General features: G+C 52.7%; 17 protein-coding genes and 1 tRNA gene. 7 read left to right on the forward strand and 11 right to left on the reverse strand.

The features are described 5' to 3' along the window. Window positions 1–6 precede the first annotated feature (6 nt). The 6 genes from BN1125_RS00385 to BN1125_RS00410 all read right to left on the reverse strand — a co-directional run bounded on the left by BN1125_RS00385 (window position 7) and on the right by BN1125_RS00410 (window position 6,324). On the reverse strand, window positions 7–1,290 hold the full coding sequence (locus tag BN1125_RS00385) for a lipopolysaccharide biosynthesis protein (protein WP_084202213.1): 1,284 nt from the start codon (window positions 1,288–1,290) through the stop codon (window positions 7–9). Next, the gene (locus BN1125_RS00390) at window positions 1,277–2,308 is read right to left on the reverse strand and encodes an NAD-dependent epimerase/dehydratase family protein (protein WP_042009733.1); all 1,032 of its coding nucleotides are present in this window, start codon (window positions 2,306–2,308) and stop codon (window positions 1,277–1,279) included. Before BN1125_RS00390 ends, BN1125_RS00385 begins: the two co-directional genes overlap by 14 nt. A gap of 168 nt (window positions 2,309–2,476) precedes the next feature. Further along, the gene (gene tviB, locus BN1125_RS00395; RefSeq protein WP_042009735.1) at window positions 2,477–3,757 is read right to left on the reverse strand and encodes a Vi polysaccharide biosynthesis UDP-N-acetylglucosamine C-6 dehydrogenase TviB; all 1,281 of its coding nucleotides are present in this window, start codon (window positions 3,755–3,757) and stop codon (window positions 2,477–2,479) included. A gap of 352 nt (window positions 3,758–4,109) precedes the next feature. Then, window positions 4,110–4,739 carry an REP-associated tyrosine transposase gene (locus BN1125_RS00400; protein WP_208854203.1) on the reverse strand — a complete coding sequence of 210 codons (630 nt, stop codon included), beginning with the start codon at window positions 4,737–4,739 and terminating at the stop codon, window positions 4,110–4,112. Between the two features lie 50 nt (window positions 4,740–4,789). After that, complete coding sequence (gene rfbB, locus BN1125_RS00405) at window positions 4,790–5,884, reverse strand: dTDP-glucose 4,6-dehydratase (protein WP_042009833.1); 1,095 nt, start codon at window positions 5,882–5,884, stop codon at window positions 4,790–4,792. 131 nt (window positions 5,885–6,015) lie between these two features. Beyond that, window positions 6,016–6,324, reverse strand: coding sequence for a GIY-YIG nuclease family protein (locus BN1125_RS00410; RefSeq protein ID WP_042009736.1), 309 nt, complete (start codon window positions 6,322–6,324; stop codon window positions 6,016–6,018). Between the two features lie 1,187 nt (window positions 6,325–7,511). Here BN1125_RS00410 and BN1125_RS00420 point away from each other — a divergent pair. From BN1125_RS00420 to rimO, 5 genes are all read left to right on the forward strand, one after another. Further along, complete coding sequence (locus BN1125_RS00420; protein ID WP_042009738.1) at window positions 7,512–8,075, forward strand: class I SAM-dependent methyltransferase; 564 nt, start codon at window positions 7,512–7,514, stop codon at window positions 8,073–8,075. Window positions 8,076–8,197: 122 nt separating this feature from the next. Further along, on the forward strand, window positions 8,198–8,512 hold the full coding sequence (locus tag BN1125_RS00425) for a DUF134 domain-containing protein (RefSeq protein ID WP_042009740.1): 315 nt from the start codon (window positions 8,198–8,200) through the stop codon (window positions 8,510–8,512). Next, window positions 8,509–9,090 (forward strand): NifB/NifX family molybdenum-iron cluster-binding protein, encoded by a 582-nt coding sequence (locus BN1125_RS00430; protein WP_042009742.1) that lies wholly within the window; start codon window positions 8,509–8,511, stop codon window positions 9,088–9,090. The genes BN1125_RS00425 and BN1125_RS00430 overlap by 4 nt, the downstream gene beginning before the upstream one ends. 42 nt (window positions 9,091–9,132) lie before the next feature. Further along, complete coding sequence (locus BN1125_RS00435) at window positions 9,133–9,318, forward strand: hypothetical protein (protein WP_042009745.1); 186 nt, start codon at window positions 9,133–9,135, stop codon at window positions 9,316–9,318. A gap of 217 nt (window positions 9,319–9,535) precedes the next feature. Next, on the forward strand, window positions 9,536–10,864 hold the full coding sequence (rimO, locus tag BN1125_RS00440; RefSeq protein ID WP_042009748.1) for a 30S ribosomal protein S12 methylthiotransferase RimO: 1,329 nt from the start codon (window positions 9,536–9,538) through the stop codon (window positions 10,862–10,864). Between the two features lie 300 nt (window positions 10,865–11,164). Here the strand turns inward: rimO and BN1125_RS00445 are convergent. Then, window positions 11,165–11,254: transfer RNA gene (locus BN1125_RS00445), tRNA-Ser, on the reverse strand. Between the two features lie 389 nt (window positions 11,255–11,643). On the opposite strand from BN1125_RS00445, the gene BN1125_RS00450 reads away from it, so the two are divergent. Further along, window positions 11,644–12,600, forward strand: coding sequence for a L,D-transpeptidase family protein (locus BN1125_RS00450; protein ID WP_042009750.1), 957 nt, complete (start codon window positions 11,644–11,646; stop codon window positions 12,598–12,600). A 33-nt stretch (window positions 12,601–12,633) separates the two neighbouring features. Then, window positions 12,634–13,620 carry a DUF481 domain-containing protein gene (locus BN1125_RS00455; protein WP_042009752.1) on the forward strand — a complete coding sequence of 329 codons (987 nt, stop codon included), beginning with the start codon at window positions 12,634–12,636 and terminating at the stop codon, window positions 13,618–13,620. A 109-nt stretch (window positions 13,621–13,729) separates the two neighbouring features. Here the strand turns inward: BN1125_RS00455 and BN1125_RS00460 are convergent, their stop codons facing one another. The 4 genes from BN1125_RS00460 to BN1125_RS00475 all read right to left on the reverse strand — a co-directional run bounded on the left by BN1125_RS00460 (window position 13,730) and on the right by BN1125_RS00475 (window position 17,969). Next, window positions 13,730–15,145: an SLC13 family permease gene (locus tag BN1125_RS00460; RefSeq protein WP_042009755.1), complete on the reverse strand. Its 1,416-nt coding sequence runs from the start codon at window positions 15,143–15,145 to the stop codon at window positions 13,730–13,732. A 245-nt stretch (window positions 15,146–15,390) separates the two neighbouring features. After that, window positions 15,391–16,116, reverse strand: coding sequence for a MaoC family dehydratase (locus tag BN1125_RS00465; RefSeq protein WP_042009757.1), 726 nt, complete (start codon window positions 16,114–16,116; stop codon window positions 15,391–15,393). 244 nt (window positions 16,117–16,360) lie between these two features. Next, window positions 16,361–17,332: a 23S rRNA (adenine(1618)-N(6))-methyltransferase RlmF gene (gene rlmF, locus BN1125_RS00470; protein WP_042009759.1), complete on the reverse strand. Its 972-nt coding sequence runs from the start codon at window positions 17,330–17,332 to the stop codon at window positions 16,361–16,363. Window positions 17,333–17,480: 148 nt separating this feature from the next. Beyond that, entirely contained in the window at window positions 17,481–17,969 is a 489-nt protein-coding gene (locus BN1125_RS00475; RefSeq protein WP_042009761.1) for a C40 family peptidase, read from the reverse strand. Window positions 17,970–18,214 lie beyond the last annotated feature (245 nt).

The raw sequence follows: 18,214 nt of genomic DNA on the forward strand, positions 1-18,214 counted from the left end.
ATCTCCTCAGAAAACAAAATATAAAATTAAAAGAGAAGGAAAGAGAAACAATATCGAAAAACGAGTGTATTTAATATGATAAAATTTCTCAGAAAAGTACCAAGAGCATAAAATAAGGGCGATGGAACCAACTAACGACGCAATAAGAATCCCATGTAAATCACTTGCTAAAACCATAAATATAATAGTTACTAACACAGAAATAAAATAGGAATATGATATATATCTTGTTTTGCCTGATAATTTAATTCCAGTTTCTAAAATTTCCTTACAAATCAATAACCCTGATGGTAGTATGGCTAGGAAAATAATATTTTTAACTTCAATGTATTCAACACCGAAAAAATTATCGATTATCCATCCGCCTAGTGCATGGATAGTTAATGATGATAGGCCGATTAAAATCAATACTGCCTTAAGGATTTTATTAATCTTATCTTCTAGATTTTTGTTATCTTCATTTTTATATAAAAATGGATTCCATGCCATACTAAATGCGATGTAAAGCAATTGAAAAAACGCGGCGAATTTTGTTGCCACACCCAAGATTGCAACTGTCTGAGCACCAAAATAAAACAGAACAATAAATCTATTGCCAAATTGAATAAAAAAACTACCAAACCTTGCGGGTATTTGAGGCCATGAGAAATTCACAGATTGTCTGATAATTGAAAAGTCAGGCGTTATACCCTTGTTTTTATAAAATATTAATAATAACGATGATGTGATGACAACTAACCAACCTGAACTCATACCTAAAACATAACCAAGACTCCCTAGCTGTGTTACAACCACTAAAGCATATGTAACGACTGCTGTAACAACAACTTGACTTAATGTAATGAAGGAGAATGCTTTTTCTTGCTCTGCATACCTAAAATAAATAAGAAGAATTGTTGATACATTAAAAAGGACGCTACAAAAAGAAATGATGATAATATTATTAACTTCAGCATCACTACCAAATAACAACTGAGATATTACTTTTGAAGTTATTGCCACTATAAAAAAAACCATCAATGACAATATAAAAACAACGATAGCTAAAGCCAGTGTATAATTTGCTTTACTTTCAACTTTATACATATATCGCTGCACAGCTGTTTCAAGCTGAATTGAACCAAAAATAATAACGAAATTGTAAAGCGCCACCAATATTTCTATACGACCATACTCCTCAATAGAAAGTGTAGATAAATATAATGGCAGTAGTAATAAAGGTAGCATCCGAGATAAACCTGTGACACTGCCATATATTAAAATGTTTTTTATTAAATTATTTTTTATCATTTATGAATCTTATATACCAAGGCATTGCTTCGTTAATTCCATCTAGAATATAATGCGATGGTACATAGCCTAATAGAAGATTAGCCTTACTAACATCAGCCTGAGAATGCCTTACATCTCCCGCACGAAAATCTCTATAAATGGGTTCTTGAGAAAGATATATTTTATTATTAGATAATGCTAATTTAATTGCAGAAAATAGTTCATTTAACGTAGTTCTCCCCCCTACAGCCACGTTATAGACTTCGTTTTTTGATTCCTCTAGCGCTGTTGCTGCCAAAAGGTTCATTTGCACCACGTTATCGATATAACAAAAATCACGACTAGTTTCGCCATCACCATTAATGTAAATCACTTCACCATTGATCATCGCGGCAGTCCATTTTGGAATCACCGCCGCGTAAGCACCGCAGGGATCTTGGCGGCGACCAAACACGTTGAAATAACGTAGGCCAATGGTTTTAAAACCATAGGTGCGTGCGTAAACGCTCGCATAAAGCTCATTAACATATTTGGTTACGGCATAAGGGGAAAGTGGGTTACCAATGTTTTTTTCTACCTTGGGGAGTGCAGGGTGATCGCCATAGGTTGAGCTAGAAGCAGCATAAGTAAAGCTTTGCACTTGAGCCTCTTTAGCGGCTTGTAGCATATTGAGAAAGCCGGTGATATTAGCAGCATTAGTGGTGATGGGGTCGGCAATTGAGCGTGGCACTGACCCCAATGCTGCTTGGTGCAAGACATAATCGACACCTTTTACTGCTCGTTCACAACTGGCATAGTCGCGCATATCACCGTTAATAAAGAAAAAACGCACCCACTGTTCAGCAGAAACTATGGATTGTACTTCATCAAGATTATGCTGATGACCAGTTTCAAAATTATCTAAGCCAATGACTTTTTGATTAAGTTTCAGCAGTTTTTCAAGTAAGTTTGAGCCGATAAAACCGGCCACACCGGTAATAAGCCAAGTTTTTGGTGATGTCAGTAATTCTTGCTGGATTTGTTGGTATTTGGTCATGGTTTTTCCGTGATGAGAGTTACTAAGTTCTAGGTTCTAGGTTCTAGGTTCTAGGTTCTAGGTTCTAGGTTCTAGGTTCTAGGTTCTAGGTTCTAGGTTCTAGGTTCTAGGTTCTAGGTTCTAGGAGGATAGATTTATCCGTTACCTCCTAGAGCCACTAGATTTTCCTTAGAGACGCATGTCAACATTATGTTTATCAAGCAGGTACTTGAGATCGTACAAAACATGACTAGCCTTACCTAGTGCGCGAATCGCTTGTGCGCCCATCTCACGAAACTCGTTATGCGCAACCGCCATAATGATCGCATCATAATGGTTGGCTTTTGGCTGTTCACATAAGCTTAAGCCATATTCATGCTGCGCTTCGGCATTTGAACACCAAGGATCAACGATATCTACATTGATGTTGTACTCTTTCAGTTCAGAGATAATATCGACCACTTTGGTGTTACGTAGATCGGGGCAGTTCTCTTTAAAGGTTAAGCCCATCACCAGCACATTCGCCCCTTCAACATGAATACGATTTTTGAGCATTTTTTTCACAAGTTGCGACACCACGTACTGACCCATGCCATCGTTGAGGCGGCGGCCAGCCAAAATCATTTCTGGGTGGTAGCCAACACTTTGTGCTTTGTGAGTTAGATAATATGGGTCGACGCCGATGCAGTGGCCCCCTACTAGGCCCGGGCGAAATGGCAAGAAGTTCCACTTAGTACCCGCGGCTTCAAGCACTTCTAGCGTATCAATACCAAGCTTATTAAAGATGATAGAGAGCTCGTTGATCAGGGCAATGTTTACATCACGCTGGGTATTTTCAATCACTTTTGCCGCTTCTGCCACTTTGATGCAAGAGGCTTTGTGCGTCCCCGCCACGATGATTGATTTGTAAAGCTGATCGACATATATCGCCACTTCAGGAGTTGATCCACTAGTGACTTTTAAAATATTAGTCACACGGTGCTCTTTGTCACCAGGGTTAATTCGCTCTGGCGAGTAGCCGGCGAAAAAGTCTTGGTTAAACTTCAAACCAGAGACGCGCTCAACAACTGGAATACAATCTTCTTCTGTCGCCCCTGGGTAAACGGTCGATTCATAGACAATCACATCCCCCTGTTTAATTACTTTGCCGAGCGTTTCGGAGGCTTTGATAAGGGGGGTTAGATCCGGCTGTTTATGTTCATCAATTGGCGTGGGCACAGTAACAATAAAAACATTACATTCTTTTAATACTTCTAACGATGTGGTGTAAACCAGCTGCGTGGTTTCGGCCAGCTCGCTATCGGAACACTCTAGGGTGCTATCATGCCCTGCAACCAATTCATCAATACGGGCTTGGTTTATATCAAAGCCAATGGTATGGCGCTGTTTACCAAACTCAACGGCCAATGGTAGCCCTACATACCCTAAACCAATAATTCCCACTTTGGCATTTGTGAGATCAAACATCATAAGAAACTTCCTTTGAAGAATAAAATTATTACTTTTTTACTTTTTGGAAAAACGTTGGAAAAACGGGGTCAGGGCTTTCATTTTGACTGTCGCCACCGCAATCCGGTTCAGCTCATTCATCTTGACGTTTACCATTAGCATCCCTGTCTATGTCTTGTTGTTCTTTGCAATGATCCGGCTCACCAGTGAGTAATGAATGCCAAAAAATTCACCAATCTGTTTTTGGCTTTTTTTCTAAAGAAGACCACCAGAACGGTATGCGTTAAGGATTGCCTCATCGCGGGTGGCGGCTTGCTGTTAATTGCGGCCTGCGCTGTTTTAGCGGCACTTCTGATAAATCGCCATCACTCATCTATTGCAGCGCTTGTTGCTGTTTCACAAAGTCTTCATCACCCAGATAAATTTGGTGTTTCAGATCATCCCAAATCCGTTTTTGCACACCTTGGTAAACAAACTTGATGTATGCGTTGATGGCGGTTGCCCGCCGTTCACCAAAGCTATTCAACAGCGTATCGGTTGCCAGCCAGCTGGGGGGAGCACATTTGCCAATGGTGTATGGCCAACTGCTCCATGGCCAGTCATCCAGTGTGTCTACCATGCTGGCTCGCAGCGGGTTCAACACGATATAGCGACATAGTTCCCGTAAATAGGCGTCATTATCCACCAGTATTGCTTTATAACGCCCTTGAAAAAGATGGCCGACCCGGTGGTGTTTTTTATTCATGGCTTGGGTAAACACACCGTTTAGCTGTCGCATGCCTTTGCTCAAGTTTGCATCTGGCGTTTCAAGCAGTAGGTGGTAGTGATTATTCATCAAGCAATAGGCATGTATAACCCAGTTATGCTGATAACAGACGGCATCGAGTGTATCCAGAAATAGCTCAAAATCCGCTTCATCAAGATAGATGGCTTTTCTTTCATTGCCTCTGGCGGTGATGTGGTACAAGGCACCGGCAAATTCCAATCTCAATGGTCTGCTCATCATCCATCCCCTGCGTGTGGCACAGCGACGTAATCAGAATAGCCACAACATTAGCAGGTGCAAAATGAAAGACCTGACCCTGTTTTACTCAGATACCACTGCACAGTTTTGCGAATGCCTGACTCGAAAGTCTCCTCTGGCTGCCAATCCAGCTCACGGCTCATCTTGGTCGCATCGATCGCATAGCGGCGATCGTGGCCGGGGCGATCCACCACATAGGTGATTTGATCGCGGTAGCTTCTCCCCTCACCCCGGCCCTCTCCCCCAAAGGGCGAGGGTGATAGAGGTACCATCTCGTCGAGCAGATCGCAGATGGTATGCACCACGTCGAGGTTCTGCTTCTCGTTATGACCGCCGATGTTGTAGGTCTCCCCGACCAAGCCGGTGGTCACCACCTTGTAGAGCGCGCGGGCGTGGTCTTCCACATAGAGCCAGTCACGGATCTGGTCGCCCTTGCCATAGACCGGCAGCGGCTTGCCCGCGATGGCGTGGGCGATGGTTTGTGAAATCAGTTTTTCCGCATGTTGCCAAGGGCCGTAATTGTTCGAGCAGTTAGTCACCAGAATGGGCAGCCCGTATGTCCGATGCCAGGCGCGCACCAGATGGTCGCTGGCGGCCTTGGAGGCAGAATAAGGGCTGCTGGGGGCGTAAGGGGTGGTCTCTGTAAACAACGGCAATGGTTTATTCCACAAGGGATGACCGGCACTCACCTCATCCGGATGGGGCAGATCCCCATACACCTCATCGGTGGAGATATGGTGGAAGCGGAAGGCCACCTTGCGGGGATCGGGGAGACCATTCCAGTAGGCGCGAGCCGCTTCTAGCAACATATAGGTGCCGACGATATTGGTCTCGATAAAGTCAGCCGGGCCGGTAATGGAGCGGTCAACATGGCTCTCGGCGGCCAGGTGCATCACAGCATCCGGCTGGTGCAGGGCAAATACCCGATCCAGCTCGGCACGGTTGCAGATATCCACTTGCTCAAACGCATAGCGATCACTTGACGATACATCGGCCAGGGATTCCAGATTGCCGGCATAGGTGAGTTTATCAAGGTTGATAACGGCATCCTGAGTATCACGAATGATATGACGCACCACGGCCGAGCCGATAAAACCAGCGCCACCGGTCACGAGAATTTTCATCATGTTGAAGGCTTTTTGGTTAAGTAGTGAATGTGTGATGTTGAGTGCGCCAAGGCGCTGTCCTGGATTCCCGCCTGCGCGGGAATGACGGATCGGTTGGCGCGTGGGCATCACGAATCGGTTCTTTCTTGTCATCCCCGCGAAGGCGGGGATCCATCAGTGATGTCATACCACAGGTCTTGCCACGTGGGGTTTTGCGTTTCGATCAGGTTAATTTTCCATTCCCGTCGCCATTTTTTGAGCTGTTTTTCTCGAGTGATAGCGGCGTACATCGTTTTATGCGCTTCAAAATAGACCAGCATGGTCACGTTGTATTGATGGGTGAAACCGCCTGTTATGCCATTTTTATGCTGCCAGACTCGTTGCAACAGTTGGCTGGTCACACCGATATACAAGGTGCCGTGGTATTGGCTCGCCATGATGTAAACAAACGGCTGCATCTATCATCCTTGATACTGCTGGGTGCCTTGGTTGCGTTGTCCCTGGATTCCCGCCTTCGGGCGCTCACCTTAACCACCGGGGTTATTGCCTGGATTCCCGCCTGCGCGGGAATGACGGATCGGTTGGCGCGTGGGCATCACGAATCCGTTCTTTCTTGTCATCCCCGCGAAGGCGGGGATCCATCTTTGACATCCTCCCGCCCTGAAGGACGGGGCTTCCCGCAAAAATTGGTGATGTCATACCACAGGTCTTGCCACGTGGGGTTTTGCGCGCATTCTCGCCGGCTCCGCATTAATCTCCTGCCAAACGTCACCGTCACTGATTAAATTGCGTTTCTGAACCGTTGCCCTTGATGCGAAAACCATCAGCTGAATTAAAACGGCGAGCCATCGGGCGGGTTAGCTGCGGCGAGCGCGGTCAAATTTCGGCCAAAAATCTGACAAACATCATGGCTACCGCCCCTGAGTTACAGCCCCCAGTTTGCTGCTTTTAACCATATTTCGCTTGCTGTTGGTCATCGTGTCCTCCAGCTTTTTTGTGTCTCGATGGAACATCACCTTGTTAACCCCCTTGAGCCTGAACAGCAAAAAGAGGGCCTGATATTATAAAGGGACATTCCGCCTACCAGCCCGATAAGGCGCAGATTCTATCTCGATTTTGGTAACCATGCACAGTAAAAAGTGTCTTCTACGATGGTGTTGAATAAGGATTCAATAGAACACTTACAGTGCTTAATTCACCCATCCGAATCACATTTCGAACCGCTCACAGCTCACAGCTCACAGCTACGTTACCGTTTTTTTTGGTGAAAAAAAAAGAGGTGACCGAACGCACTGCCCGTTTTGTAGCCAGATTTAACTGACTCTTTTGTCAAAATGTGACCTGTCGCTCAGAACAGGTGCACACGTTTTGGCTCAGCCACCTTTTGACTCAACCGCGCAGCCCTGTGTGCCTGTGCTCTTATGGCTCGTGAAGTCACGCATCACCAGCACGAAGAAGATGGCCAGCATGGTGGCATGATCATCCCCCGCATCACCCCAAAAGTACCGAGCAGCCCCACGGGCCCGCCTGCGGCCGCTAACCGGTATCCCAAACTCATCCCCGCACACATCGGGGCCTGACCGCCCGCTTTGGCAGTCAGGCCCCGATTTGTTACCCTGTGCGCCCCCTGCTTGAGGTAACCCCTGTGCCACACTCTGACGCCATCCCCGCTCCCCAATCCTTTAACGATCAGCACATCCACATTCGGGCCGCCTTTGTGGCGCGGCTCAAATCCGGTGCTCACCTGCTCAATGGTCAGTGCGGTACGGGGGAGGATCTGTGCTGGCTGCGTGCAGAAGGGTATGTGGTCACCGCCTGTGAAGCGGTTCTGGCCGCCGCCAAAGTCGCCTCGCAGCAATCAGGGCAAGCGGTGCGGGTCTGCCCGCTGGCGCAGATGCACTCGGTGCTCCCTTACGATGGCATCTGGCTGAGTCGCCCGCTTGATAGCGACGCCGCTACCCTTGCTCCCCTGTTACAGCAGTTGGCGACCCTGCTCAAAGCGGGCGCTCCGATCTGCTTTCCCCTGCAGCCAAGCGGCAAGATAAGCCACGATCAGCTGACGCTGCATCTACAGCAACTCGTCACCACAGCCGGGATAGCGCTGCAACTGGCGCCGATGCCAGCCGACTCAGCCAACATGCCACCCTATGCCAATCAATCCGCCAACCAATACGTCATGTTGCTGCGTGGCGTTCATCAGGCCAGCTAACGGGCTAATTCATCACACCTTTCTGCCGTAAACGGCACTGGCGCGGCCCTCTGCATCCGATTAAATTATTGGCATATGCTACATACAAGTGTATAAGTAGCTTATGCCAATTAGGAGCCACCATGCCAAGACCCAAGATTGCCCGCCAGATCTGTGGCCGCCCCGCCAACAGCTGCTTCAAACCCAACGGCCGCCCCATGCATCAGCTGGAGCAGGTCACGCTGGCCCCTGACGAGTTCGAGGCATTACGCCTCGTCGACCTTCAAGGAATGCAGCAGCAGGAGGCCGCCCTGGTGATGGGGGTTTCCCGTCAGACCCTGGCCAATATCCTGAAAAAAGGGCGCTACAAGGTGGTGGAGTGTCTGAGTCTGGGCAAGGCATTGATGATGCAACCCGCCGAGCCCGACCAGCAAACCAGTGGAGAAGAGCCGATATGAATGCTGTCACAACCATGACCCCCCATCCCTGCAACAGCGCCCTGATGCTGAGTCAGGGCATGCTGGCCGGGCACTTTACCCGTGCCGAGCAGTTGCAGATCCTGAGCCCCGAAGGACGCGTCATCGCCACCCTGACCAACCCGGCTGCCGCCGAAGGTTGCCACGGCAAACAGGGGCTGCTCGATGCCCTCGCCCATCATCAGGTGGGTCAGGTGGTGGTGCGCAATATCGGCGAGCGGATGCTGGGGCGCCTGCTGGCGGCCAATATCCGGGTGCTGCAGTGCCGCTCTGCGCGGCTGCCGCTGCCCGCATTGCTGGCCCCCGCCAATCTGCAACCTCTCACCGAGGCCAGTCAGGGCCGCCCGTCTCGCCATCATCAAAGCAAGGCAGCGATCCGTACCATCCAACCCCTCGGCGCAACCCAACGTCATGCCCATTGTCATGGTGGTTGCAACAGTGGTTCCAATCACTGTTGCGCCAGTGCTGGCAATCAGGCAGATAACTCACGACAAGGCCATACTGGTTGTCAGGGCAGTGAGGGTGCTGACCAACAGGCTGGTTGCTGTCATCATCACTGATGCCATCACAGCGCATGTCATCACCACCAAGGAGAAGAGATCATGTCCATCTGGTTGTTAAGCCTGCTCGCCTCGTTCGTGCTGATCCTGGCCATGGGCACCATCATCTGGTGGCGCCAATACCGGCTTGCCCAGAAGCGGGAGGATAAAGCGGTGCGCCCTTGTGGCTGCTCCAGCGCCTGCGCCGATCACCTCCATCAGATCCGCGAACCGGGCTCGGAAAAATAGCCCCTCCCCATCATCCGGACAAGATCATGATTTTGTCCGCTTTTTTCTGCTACCACTCCCGGCGTTCCGGGCCCAACTGGTCGTCACCATGGTCCGCCCTCACCAGCGCACATCATAAAGATTGTTCCGCTCAGTGATGCCCGCTGTATAGTTTTTGGTTAACCATTCCGGTAAAATCCGCGCCCTTAAAGAAGAGCCACCTAAGAGTGATTGAGCGATGTCCAACACAAAACAGGCCCCCAAAGTAGGATTCGTCTCCTTGGGTTGCCCCAAAAACCTGGTCGATTCAGAACGCATCCTGACCCAGCTGCGTACCGAAGGGTACGACGTGGTGCCCAGCTATGACGATGCCGAGCTGGTCGTCGTCAACACCTGCGGCTTTATCGACAGCGCGGTGCAAGAGTCGCTGGAAGCGATCGGCGAAGCGCTGGCCGAGAACGGCAAGGTGATCGTCACCGGTTGCCTTGGCGCCAAAGAGAACCAGATCCGCGAGATCCACCCCAAGGTGCTCGAGATCACCGGCCCCCACGCCTACGAAGAGGTGCTGAGTCACGTCCACAAGTATGTGGAAAAGCCGCAGCACAACCCGTTTACCAGCCTGGTGCCGGCCCACGGCGTCAAGCTGACCCCGCGTCACTACGCCTATCTGAAGATTTCCGAAGGCTGCAACCACCGCTGCACCTTCTGCATCATTCCCTCCATGCGCGGGGATCTGGTGAGCCGCCCCATCGGCGAAGTGCTGGCGGAAGCCAAGCGCCTGAAAGAGGCGGGCGTGAAGGAAATTCTGGTGATCTCCCAGGACACCTCCGCCTACGGCGTCGATGTAAAGCACCGCACCGGTTTCTACGATGGCATGCCGGTCAAGACCAGCATGGTCGCCCTGTGCGAAGAGCTGGCCAAGCTCGACATCTGGGTGCGCCTGCACTACGTCTACCCCTACCCCCACGTGGATGACGTCATCCCGCTGATGCGCGATGGCAAGGTACTGCCCTACCTCGATATTCCGTTGCAGCACGCCAGCCCGCGCATCCTCAAACTGATGAAACGCCCGGGTACTGTCGAGCGCACCCTGGAGCGGATCCAGAAGTGGCGCGAAATCTGCCCGCAGATCACCCTGCGCTCCACCTTTATCGTCGGCTTCCCGGGCGAGACCGAGGAAGATTTCCAGATGCTGCTGGAGTTCATCGACAAGGCGGAGCTGGATCGGGTCGGCTGCTTCAAATACAGCCCGGTCGAAGGGGCGCTGGCCAACGAGCTGCCGGACCCGGTACCGGAAGAGGTTCAGGAAGCGCGCTTCCAGCGCTTTATGGAGCTACAACAGCAGGTCTCCATCCGCAAGCTCTCCCGCAAAGTGGGTCAGGAGATGACCGTTATCATCGACGAAGTGGACGAAGAGGGTGCCACTGGCCGCTCCTTTGCCGATGCGCCGGAGATCGACGGTCTGGTCTACCTCAACGGCGAAACCAGCCTCAAGCCGGGCGACATGGTCAAGGTGCGGATCGATGAATCCGACGAATATGACCTCTGGGCCAGCCTGATCGGCTAATTCAGGTTTTCCTCGCAGAATAAAAAAGGGTCTTCGCATTATCGCGGGAAAGAGAGGATTGACAGTCAGGGACTCAGGTAAATTGGCAGTCGCCAAACACACCAACCCCTGAGCCCTGCTGTCACTATGCATCCTATTGATCTCGCCGCTTTTTGGCCAGGCTACGCTGTTGTAGCCATGAAGCGTCGTGCCGATACCAGATGGCATACTGAATGGCATACTGAATGGCATACTGAATGGCATACCAAAAATGGAATAAAATAAAAAGCCCAACCTAATCAACAGGTTGGGCTTTTTATTTGGCGGAGAGACAGGGATTCGAACCCTGGGTGGCATTGCTGCCACAATTGATTTCGAGTCAATCCCGTTCGGCCACTCCGGCATCTCTCCGTGGGAACAGATTTTTACCCGAGCCGGACCGAGGATGCAATAAAAATTTCTTAGATATCAAATGGCTGAATCAGATATCTGGGAGCAGGTTCACAATGCGGCGCGTGCTGTTCGCGTTGCTAGGCCACCCTCATCCACCCGACATTAACCCTCTCGCACACCCGGCCATTATCCATATCGTGACATTCCCCCATTGCCATGAGGCGTCTCTTTTTCCTGCTTTGCGCTCAAATTTATGGGTGATGCCGATTTTGGCAGGTTTCCTATGTATCCCCACATCATTGCGGGTGCGCGGCAAGCTGGTAATCATGGGCTGATTGAGGAACAATCGCGCCATCCTGGCGGCTGTATTGATGATGTTCCGCCCCGATTGAACTGATGGACCCCCTATGCGATTGCCAAAACTTATGCCCCTCCCCTTGACGCCTGCCCTCTCCCTGCTGCTGGCAGCGACTATGCTCTGCGCCGCGCCCACGCATGCCAAGAGCTACCCCCTCCCGCCGACAGAGAGCCGCCTCATCGGTGAGCTGGAAGATTACCTCATCCAGCAGAATGAACATCTGGAGCTGGTTGGCAAAAATACCCAAATTGGATTTTTGGCGCTGCTTGAAGCAAATCCCGGTGTCGACCCCTATTTACCCAAGCCGGGCACCCGCCTGACGTTGCCCACTCAGATGCTGCTGCCCGATGTGCCTCGCGAGGGGATCGTCATCAACCTGCCCGAGCTGCGCCTCTACTACTTCCCCAAAGGGAAGAGCGAGGTCATCGTGCTGCCCATCGGGATTGGTGATATCGGCCGCGAGACCCCCGAGATGACCACCACCATCATCGAGAAGAAACCGAACCCGACCTGGGTACCCGGCCCCATGGTGCGCGAATCCTGGCTGGAGCAAAAAGGGATCACCCTGCCCGCCGTGGTGCCCCCCGGCCCGGAGAACCCCCTCGGCAAATTCGCCATGCGCCTTGGCTATGGCAAGCGCGATTACCTGATCCACGGCACCAACAAGGATTTTGGCGTTGGCCTGCGGGTGAGCGCAGGCTGCATCCGGCTGCGGCCTGACGATATCGAGGCCCTGTTCAAGATTGTGCCGATCGGCACGCCGGTGCGGGTCATCAATCAACCGGTCAAGGTCGCCATCGAACCCGATGGCCGTCGCTGGCTGGAGGTGCACTCTCCCCTGTCCCGTACCGAGGAAGAGTTCGAAAATGGCGCCCCGCTGATGCTATCGCCAGCAATAGAGCGCTTTATCAGTGCACCTGACGTGATGCAGGATGAGGTGACGGCAGCGCTGGAGAGCAAAAATGGCCTGCCCCTCCCTATCAGCAGTCAACTTGTTAGTGGTTAAGTCACCAGAGTTAAACCCGGGTCACCTTAATTCATGAAATACCTCCTCCTCGCACTCCTGTTGACCTGCCACTCCTTGTGGGCAAAAGATATCCTCTGGATGAACAATGGCGATCGTCTGACCGGCACCATCGAAGAGATTGACGATGAGTCGGTACGTATCGCCCTGCCCTATAGTGGTGCCGTCACCGTCAAGCGGGAGGCCATCAAACGCTGGCGTATCGATAAACAGGACAAACCCAAAGCGACGGCAAAAGGGGGACTCAAGCTGTTTGAGGATGACAAGGATGAACGCAACGCCTGGCTCTGGAGCGGCAGCGGCGATCTCAACGTCAAACTCAAACGGAATGACAAACAGACCAACAACGTCAACTTCAAGGGCAATACCGAGGTGGCCAATCTGGACTGGCGTTACAGCCTCTCCAGTGAATACTCATACGAAACTTCAGATGGTGACACCGATAACCACGACTACAAGCTAAATCCGACCATTGACTATTTTTTCAATCAGCAGTGGTTTGTGCGCAGCTCGCTCAATGGCGAATATGACATGCTGGAGAGCAACTACCTCAGCCTCGACTTTGGTACCGGCCCGGGTTACCGCTTCTGGAACGAGAAGCGCCGTCGGCTGGAGTTCGTGGCGCAAGGAGGTCTGCGCAAAACGTACTTCAGGGAAGAGAGCGGAATTGGGTTGTTCTTCAAAGGCAACCGGATCATCGACTATCCCTTTGCCAGCATGAACTGGGATTATCGCCAACCCATCCCGATATGGCGGGAAAAACTGGAGCTGTTCAGTCAGGGGCGCTATCTGGTCTATCTGGATCAACCCTCCCCCTATATCACTCTGAATCGAGATGTGACCGGCAGCGTGGGCCTGCGCTATTACTTCAACGATCACCTACGCCTCTCTTGGTCGAGCGAGATGGAGTGGGAAGATGGCGAAGTGCATTTCGCCGGCCACAAGCAAAAATATAAAGAGACCGAATTCAGACACCTGCTCAATCTGGGCGCCAGTTTCTGAATCAACCGAAAACAGCAAGAGGAGCCAACGTGGCTCCTCTTGCTGTTTCAGCCATCCTGCCATGGCCCCTCAAGATGACGGGACAACAGATGGGATACCGGCAATGCGGTCAGATCAGCCCCCAGGCGGCAATCTGGTAGATCCACACCATCGCCAGCAGGGTACCGACCAACCCCATGATGACGCCGATGCGCACCATCTGGCGGCTCTCCACCAGACCGGTGGCGTGGGCCAGCGCATTGGGCGGGGTACTGATGGGCAGCGACATCCCGAGCGAGACCGACATGGTGACCGCCAGGATCAGGGTGTGACTGCCTCCCCACTCGGCCAGCTCCGGCATGCTGACCGCCAGCGCCGCCACCAGTGGCAGCAGCAGATTCGCCGTCGCGGTATTGGACATAAAGTTAGCCATCAGCACCGCCAGCAGACAGGCCCCGACCAGCACCGCCAGCGTGGAGTACTCGTGGAACGGAATATGGGTGATGAGCCGCTCGGCCAGCCCGGAGTCCTCCAGCGCCAGCCCCAGCGCAATACCGCCCGACACCAGCCAGAGCACATCGAGGGAAATCTTGTGCAGATCGTCCTTGGTGATGATGCCGGTGGTCAGGAACACCGCCACCGGGATCATGGCGACCACGTAGGAGCTCATGCCGTGCAGATCCCCCAGTAGCCAGAGCACTATGGTGGTGATAAAGGTGAGATAGACCACCCAGGCACGGGGGGTCTGCATAAAGCGCCCCTCAATCTTGAGATCCATCCGCTTGAGAGTACTCGGGAAAAAGCGCCCCAGCAGAAACCAGCCCAGCAGCAATAGCATCATCACAAAGGGCACCGCAAATCCCATCCACTGACCGAACGAAATGGCATGTTCACCGGTCAGGTATTTGAGCGCCACCGCGTTGGGCGGGGTGCCAATGGGAGTGCCGATCCCGCCGAGGTTGGCCGCCAGCGGAATGGCCAGCACAAAGCCGATTTTGGCCGGGTCCTTGTCAGGAAAGGCTGCCAGCACCGGGCTGAGGATGGCCAGCATCATGGCCGTGGTGGCGGTATTGCTCATGAACATGGAGAAGGTGGCGGTGATCAACATCAACCCCAGCATGACGATCCGGGGGTCCTGACCGAACGGGCGCAGCAGCACCCGCGCCAAATTGACGTCCAGATGGTATTTGGTCGCCGCAATAGCGAGGAAAAAACCGCCGAGAAACAGCATGATGACCGGTGAAGCAAAGGTCGCCATCACTTCGGTCGACGTGAGCAGCGAACCAAACCCGGGCTCGCTCTTGCCTGCCGTCATGAACCAGAGCCCCTTGTCGGAGAGCAGCAGCAGCTCCAGCACGATGATCAGCACCGAGGTGGCAAAGATGGGGATGGGCTCCAGGATCCAGCAGAGAGCGGCCAGCACGAAAATGGCCACGACCCGCTGTTCGATGACGGTGATCCCCTCCAGCGGGATCCAGTGGGTCGGGATCAGCAGGATGGCGAGGCTCAGCAGGAGTGGCAGAATAATCTTATGGTTGATGGGCACTATTGTCTCCAGGATCGGGAGTAAGAAGCCAATAGTGGCATAGCATACTATCACCCCACTCGGCTAACTCGCCAAAATGAGAGCTGGCTAACTGCATGGCCCACCGTTTTGTGAGTCATATCAAGCTGGGGCCAGCGCGCCATGGCTAATGCCTCACCGCGGGTAACAAACAGACAAAAAAACGGGCCCGCTGTTCGTTGCACACAACAGCGGGCCCGTTTCACTATTCATGCCGATAAGGGGGCTCAGAAGTAGATGCGGGTCACCGATTCGATCACGCAACCCGGGCGGCGGATCCCTTCGATCTCCACCTTGATCTCTTTGAGCAACTCCAGCCCACCCTTGATGGGGGTAACCCGGGCCAGCTTGGTGCGAGCGCGGATGTTGCTATCCACCTTGATCGGGTACGGGAAGCGCACCTGATCCAGCCCGAAGTTCACCACCATGCGGGCGGTCGGGAATTCGGGGGTGGCCTCATCGACCGAGCCGGTCAACTGCGGCAGCAGCGCCAGGGTCAGGAAACCATGGGCTATGGTGGTCTTGAAGGGCGACTCGGCGGCCGCGCGCTCAGGATTGGTGTGGATCCACTGGAGATCGCCGGTCACGGCAGCAAACTGATCAATCATCTGCTGGCTGATGTGCAGCCACTCGCCGACATGGGTCTCTTCACCGATGCGGGCCTGCAGGGTGGCATAGAGCGCGGCCGCCTCAGCCCCCAGCTCAACAGCGGGTTCCTGAGCCACGGCAGGCTGACCGTTGGCTACGTGTGCCACGGTGGCTGCATCCTGTTGCTGCTCGCTCTGGGACTCGGCTTGCAAGTCCAGCACACGCCCCAGCAAAGGATGAAGATGTGCCTTTTGCTGAAACTCACGCCAGTAGTCGCGGATCGCCGGAGAGAGCCAATCCTTGAGCTCAAAGGGGTGCTGCGCCAGAATTTCGCGCTTGCGCTTCAGAAAATCGACAACTTTCATCTACCGATCCCTATTTGATTCAATGCCTGTAAAGAGGTCTAACCAGTCCTATTTTATTAAAGTTTCAGCTGTAAGTGCAAAAAAATCTCGGCGTACACTTGTACCAAGGCGGAAGTAACTACTTACACTATGTAAACTAGCACGATCTGCCAATGAGGAAATCGATTGCCAGAGATGCGGCCAGCAGGGGAAATTGATCAGGGTCATCATGAAAAAAGGCCCTTATCGGGCCCTGTGGGGAGGTTTAGCATGCGCTCGGCCAGCCGTTACGCAATCCCTCTTCATCCAGAAAGGACCAGGCGAGGATCCGGCTCACCTTGTTGCCCTGCGCCATATCGATCACCCGAACCTGACGTACCCCCACCCGGCTTAGCGCCTTTTTTGCCCCCGGCAGGTTCTCTTTTTTCGACACCAGCGAGCTGAACCAGAGGCACTGGCTGGCGAATTCCTTGCTCTGGGCAATCATGTTGGCCAGAAACGCCGCCTCACCCCCTTCGCACCACAGCTCGGCCTGCTGGCCACCAAAATTGAGTACCGGCTTACCCTTGACCTCTTTACCTAAATTGCGCAGCTTGCGCTCCGTCCCCTTGCTCGCCTCTTCCAGCGACCCATGGAACGGCGGATTGCACAGCGTCAGCGCAAAGCGCTCCTTAGGCCCAATGATGCCGCGAAACACATGATGGGGATTGCCCTGCAGGCGGCACTCGATCTGATTGCCGAGCCCGTTGCTCTTGGCCAGCAGGGTGGCCGCCTTGACCGAGACCGGATCAATATCTGATCCCACAAAACGCCAGCCATATTCGCGGGCCCCCAGCAGCGGATAGATGCAGTTTGCCCCCATCCCGATATCCAGCACCCTCACCCCCTTGCCGGTAGGGACCTGGCCTGCGCTCTCGGCCAGCAGGTCGGCCGCCCGGTGCAGGTAGTCCACCCGCCCAGGGATGGGAGGACAGAGGTAACCTGCGGGCAAGTCCCAGTGGGTAATCCCGTAGTGATGAGCCAGCAAGGCGCGATTGAGCGTCTTCACCGCCTCTGGATCGGCAAAATCGATGGTGCAGGAGCCATAGTCATTGATAAAGACGTGGTCGGCCAACTCGGGAGTTCGCAGGCAGAGCGCCTCAAAATCGTAACCCGCCTGATGGCGATTACGGGAGTGAAGTCCGGACTTGCGGTCGCCCGACGTGGGGCCACCGGCTGATGAGATACGGGGTTTCATGCTGAGCCTGCCGAAGAAAACGGGCCCACACTATAGTGATTTGACTCGGGAAAGTCTAAACGACGGCAATAAAAAACCGGGCTATCGGGCCCGGTTCAAGTGAGGTTGGAAAAACAGTCCGTACTGCGAGCCGTTTGTCCAGCCTGACTCAGATATCGATCCGGCGTGCCTGCCAGAACTTGTTGCGCCAGTACACATTGTTGAGTTTTGAGCGCGTCACCCCGGCCCGGGTGGAGGCGTGGATGAATTCACCATTGCCCACATAGATGCCGACATGATTGAGGCGACGATTGATTTTGAAGAAGACCAGATCCCCTTCAACCAGATCCTGCTTGGAAATACGGGTGCCTTCATGGACCTGGGAACGGGTATCACGGGGAAGTTCGATACCGACGGCGTTGCGGAACACTTCTCGGGCAAAGGCTGAACAATCGATACCACGTTCAGTGGTGCCACCAAAGCGATAAGGGGTACCGCGCCACTCTTTATATACAGTCAGGATTTCGTTTATGTCTGGGGTCTGTGAAGCTTCCGGTTCAATCACAGGTTCCATCATGGACACTTCGATCTTGCTCGCGACCTCGGGCTGGGGAGCCGAAGCACAACCCACCATTCCGAGCGCGACCAGTACTAGCATCAGGTAGCGCAATCCTTTATCCCCGCAAAAATAGAAATCTTGTTAAAATACGGCCCCGAAAGGCAATTGATAAGGCAACAGCACCCGACTATATCCAAGAATTCTATCGAGGCAAGTGAAAATCCCTGTAAAGCTCACATTTTTGCAAGGAAATTCACGGTTTTTCATCATTAATGTGATCACGGCCAAACAACATACAATCATGAAACTGGCTGCTCAGCGCCAAGAAAAGTGCCATTTATCCC

This window comes from Aeromonas fluvialis (genome assembly GCF_000819885.1).
In the GTDB taxonomy this organism is placed as follows: Bacteria; Pseudomonadota; Gammaproteobacteria; order Enterobacterales; family Aeromonadaceae; genus Aeromonas; species Aeromonas fluvialis.

Excerpts from the sequence above, each read along its gene's own strand:
- BN1125_RS00385 (WP_084202213.1), bottom strand. The coding sequence starts at position 1,290 with ATGATAAAAAATAATTTAATAAAAAACATTTTAATATATGGCAGTGTC.
- BN1125_RS00390 (WP_042009733.1), bottom strand. The coding sequence starts at position 2,308 with ATGACCAAATACCAACAAATCCAGCAAGAATTACTGACATCACCAAAA.
- tviB (WP_042009735.1), bottom strand. The coding sequence starts at position 3,757 with ATGATGTTTGATCTCACAAATGCCAAAGTGGGAATTATTGGTTTAGGG.
- BN1125_RS00400 (WP_208854203.1), bottom strand. The coding sequence starts at position 4,739 with ATGAGCAGACCATTGAGATTGGAATTTGCCGGTGCCTTGTACCACATC.
- rfbB (WP_042009833.1), bottom strand. The coding sequence starts at position 5,884 with ATGAAAATTCTCGTGACCGGTGGCGCTGGTTTTATCGGCTCGGCCGTG.
- BN1125_RS00410 (WP_042009736.1), bottom strand. The coding sequence starts at position 6,324 with ATGCAGCCGTTTGTTTACATCATGGCGAGCCAATACCACGGCACCTTG.
- BN1125_RS00425 (WP_042009740.1), top strand. The coding sequence starts at position 8,198 with ATGCCAAGACCCAAGATTGCCCGCCAGATCTGTGGCCGCCCCGCCAAC.
- BN1125_RS00430 (WP_042009742.1), top strand. The coding sequence starts at position 8,509 with ATGAATGCTGTCACAACCATGACCCCCCATCCCTGCAACAGCGCCCTG.
- BN1125_RS00435 (WP_042009745.1), top strand. The coding sequence starts at position 9,133 with ATGTCCATCTGGTTGTTAAGCCTGCTCGCCTCGTTCGTGCTGATCCTG.
- rimO (WP_042009748.1), top strand. The coding sequence starts at position 9,536 with ATGTCCAACACAAAACAGGCCCCCAAAGTAGGATTCGTCTCCTTGGGT.
- BN1125_RS00450 (WP_042009750.1), top strand. The coding sequence starts at position 11,644 with ATGCGATTGCCAAAACTTATGCCCCTCCCCTTGACGCCTGCCCTCTCC.
- BN1125_RS00455 (WP_042009752.1), top strand. The coding sequence starts at position 12,634 with ATGAAATACCTCCTCCTCGCACTCCTGTTGACCTGCCACTCCTTGTGG.
- BN1125_RS00465 (WP_042009757.1), bottom strand. The coding sequence starts at position 16,116 with ATGAAAGTTGTCGATTTTCTGAAGCGCAAGCGCGAAATTCTGGCGCAG.
- rlmF (WP_042009759.1), bottom strand. The coding sequence starts at position 17,332 with ATGAAACCCCGTATCTCATCAGCCGGTGGCCCCACGTCGGGCGACCGC.
- BN1125_RS00475 (WP_042009761.1), bottom strand. The coding sequence starts at position 17,969 with ATGCTAGTACTGGTCGCGCTCGGAATGGTGGGTTGTGCTTCGGCTCCC.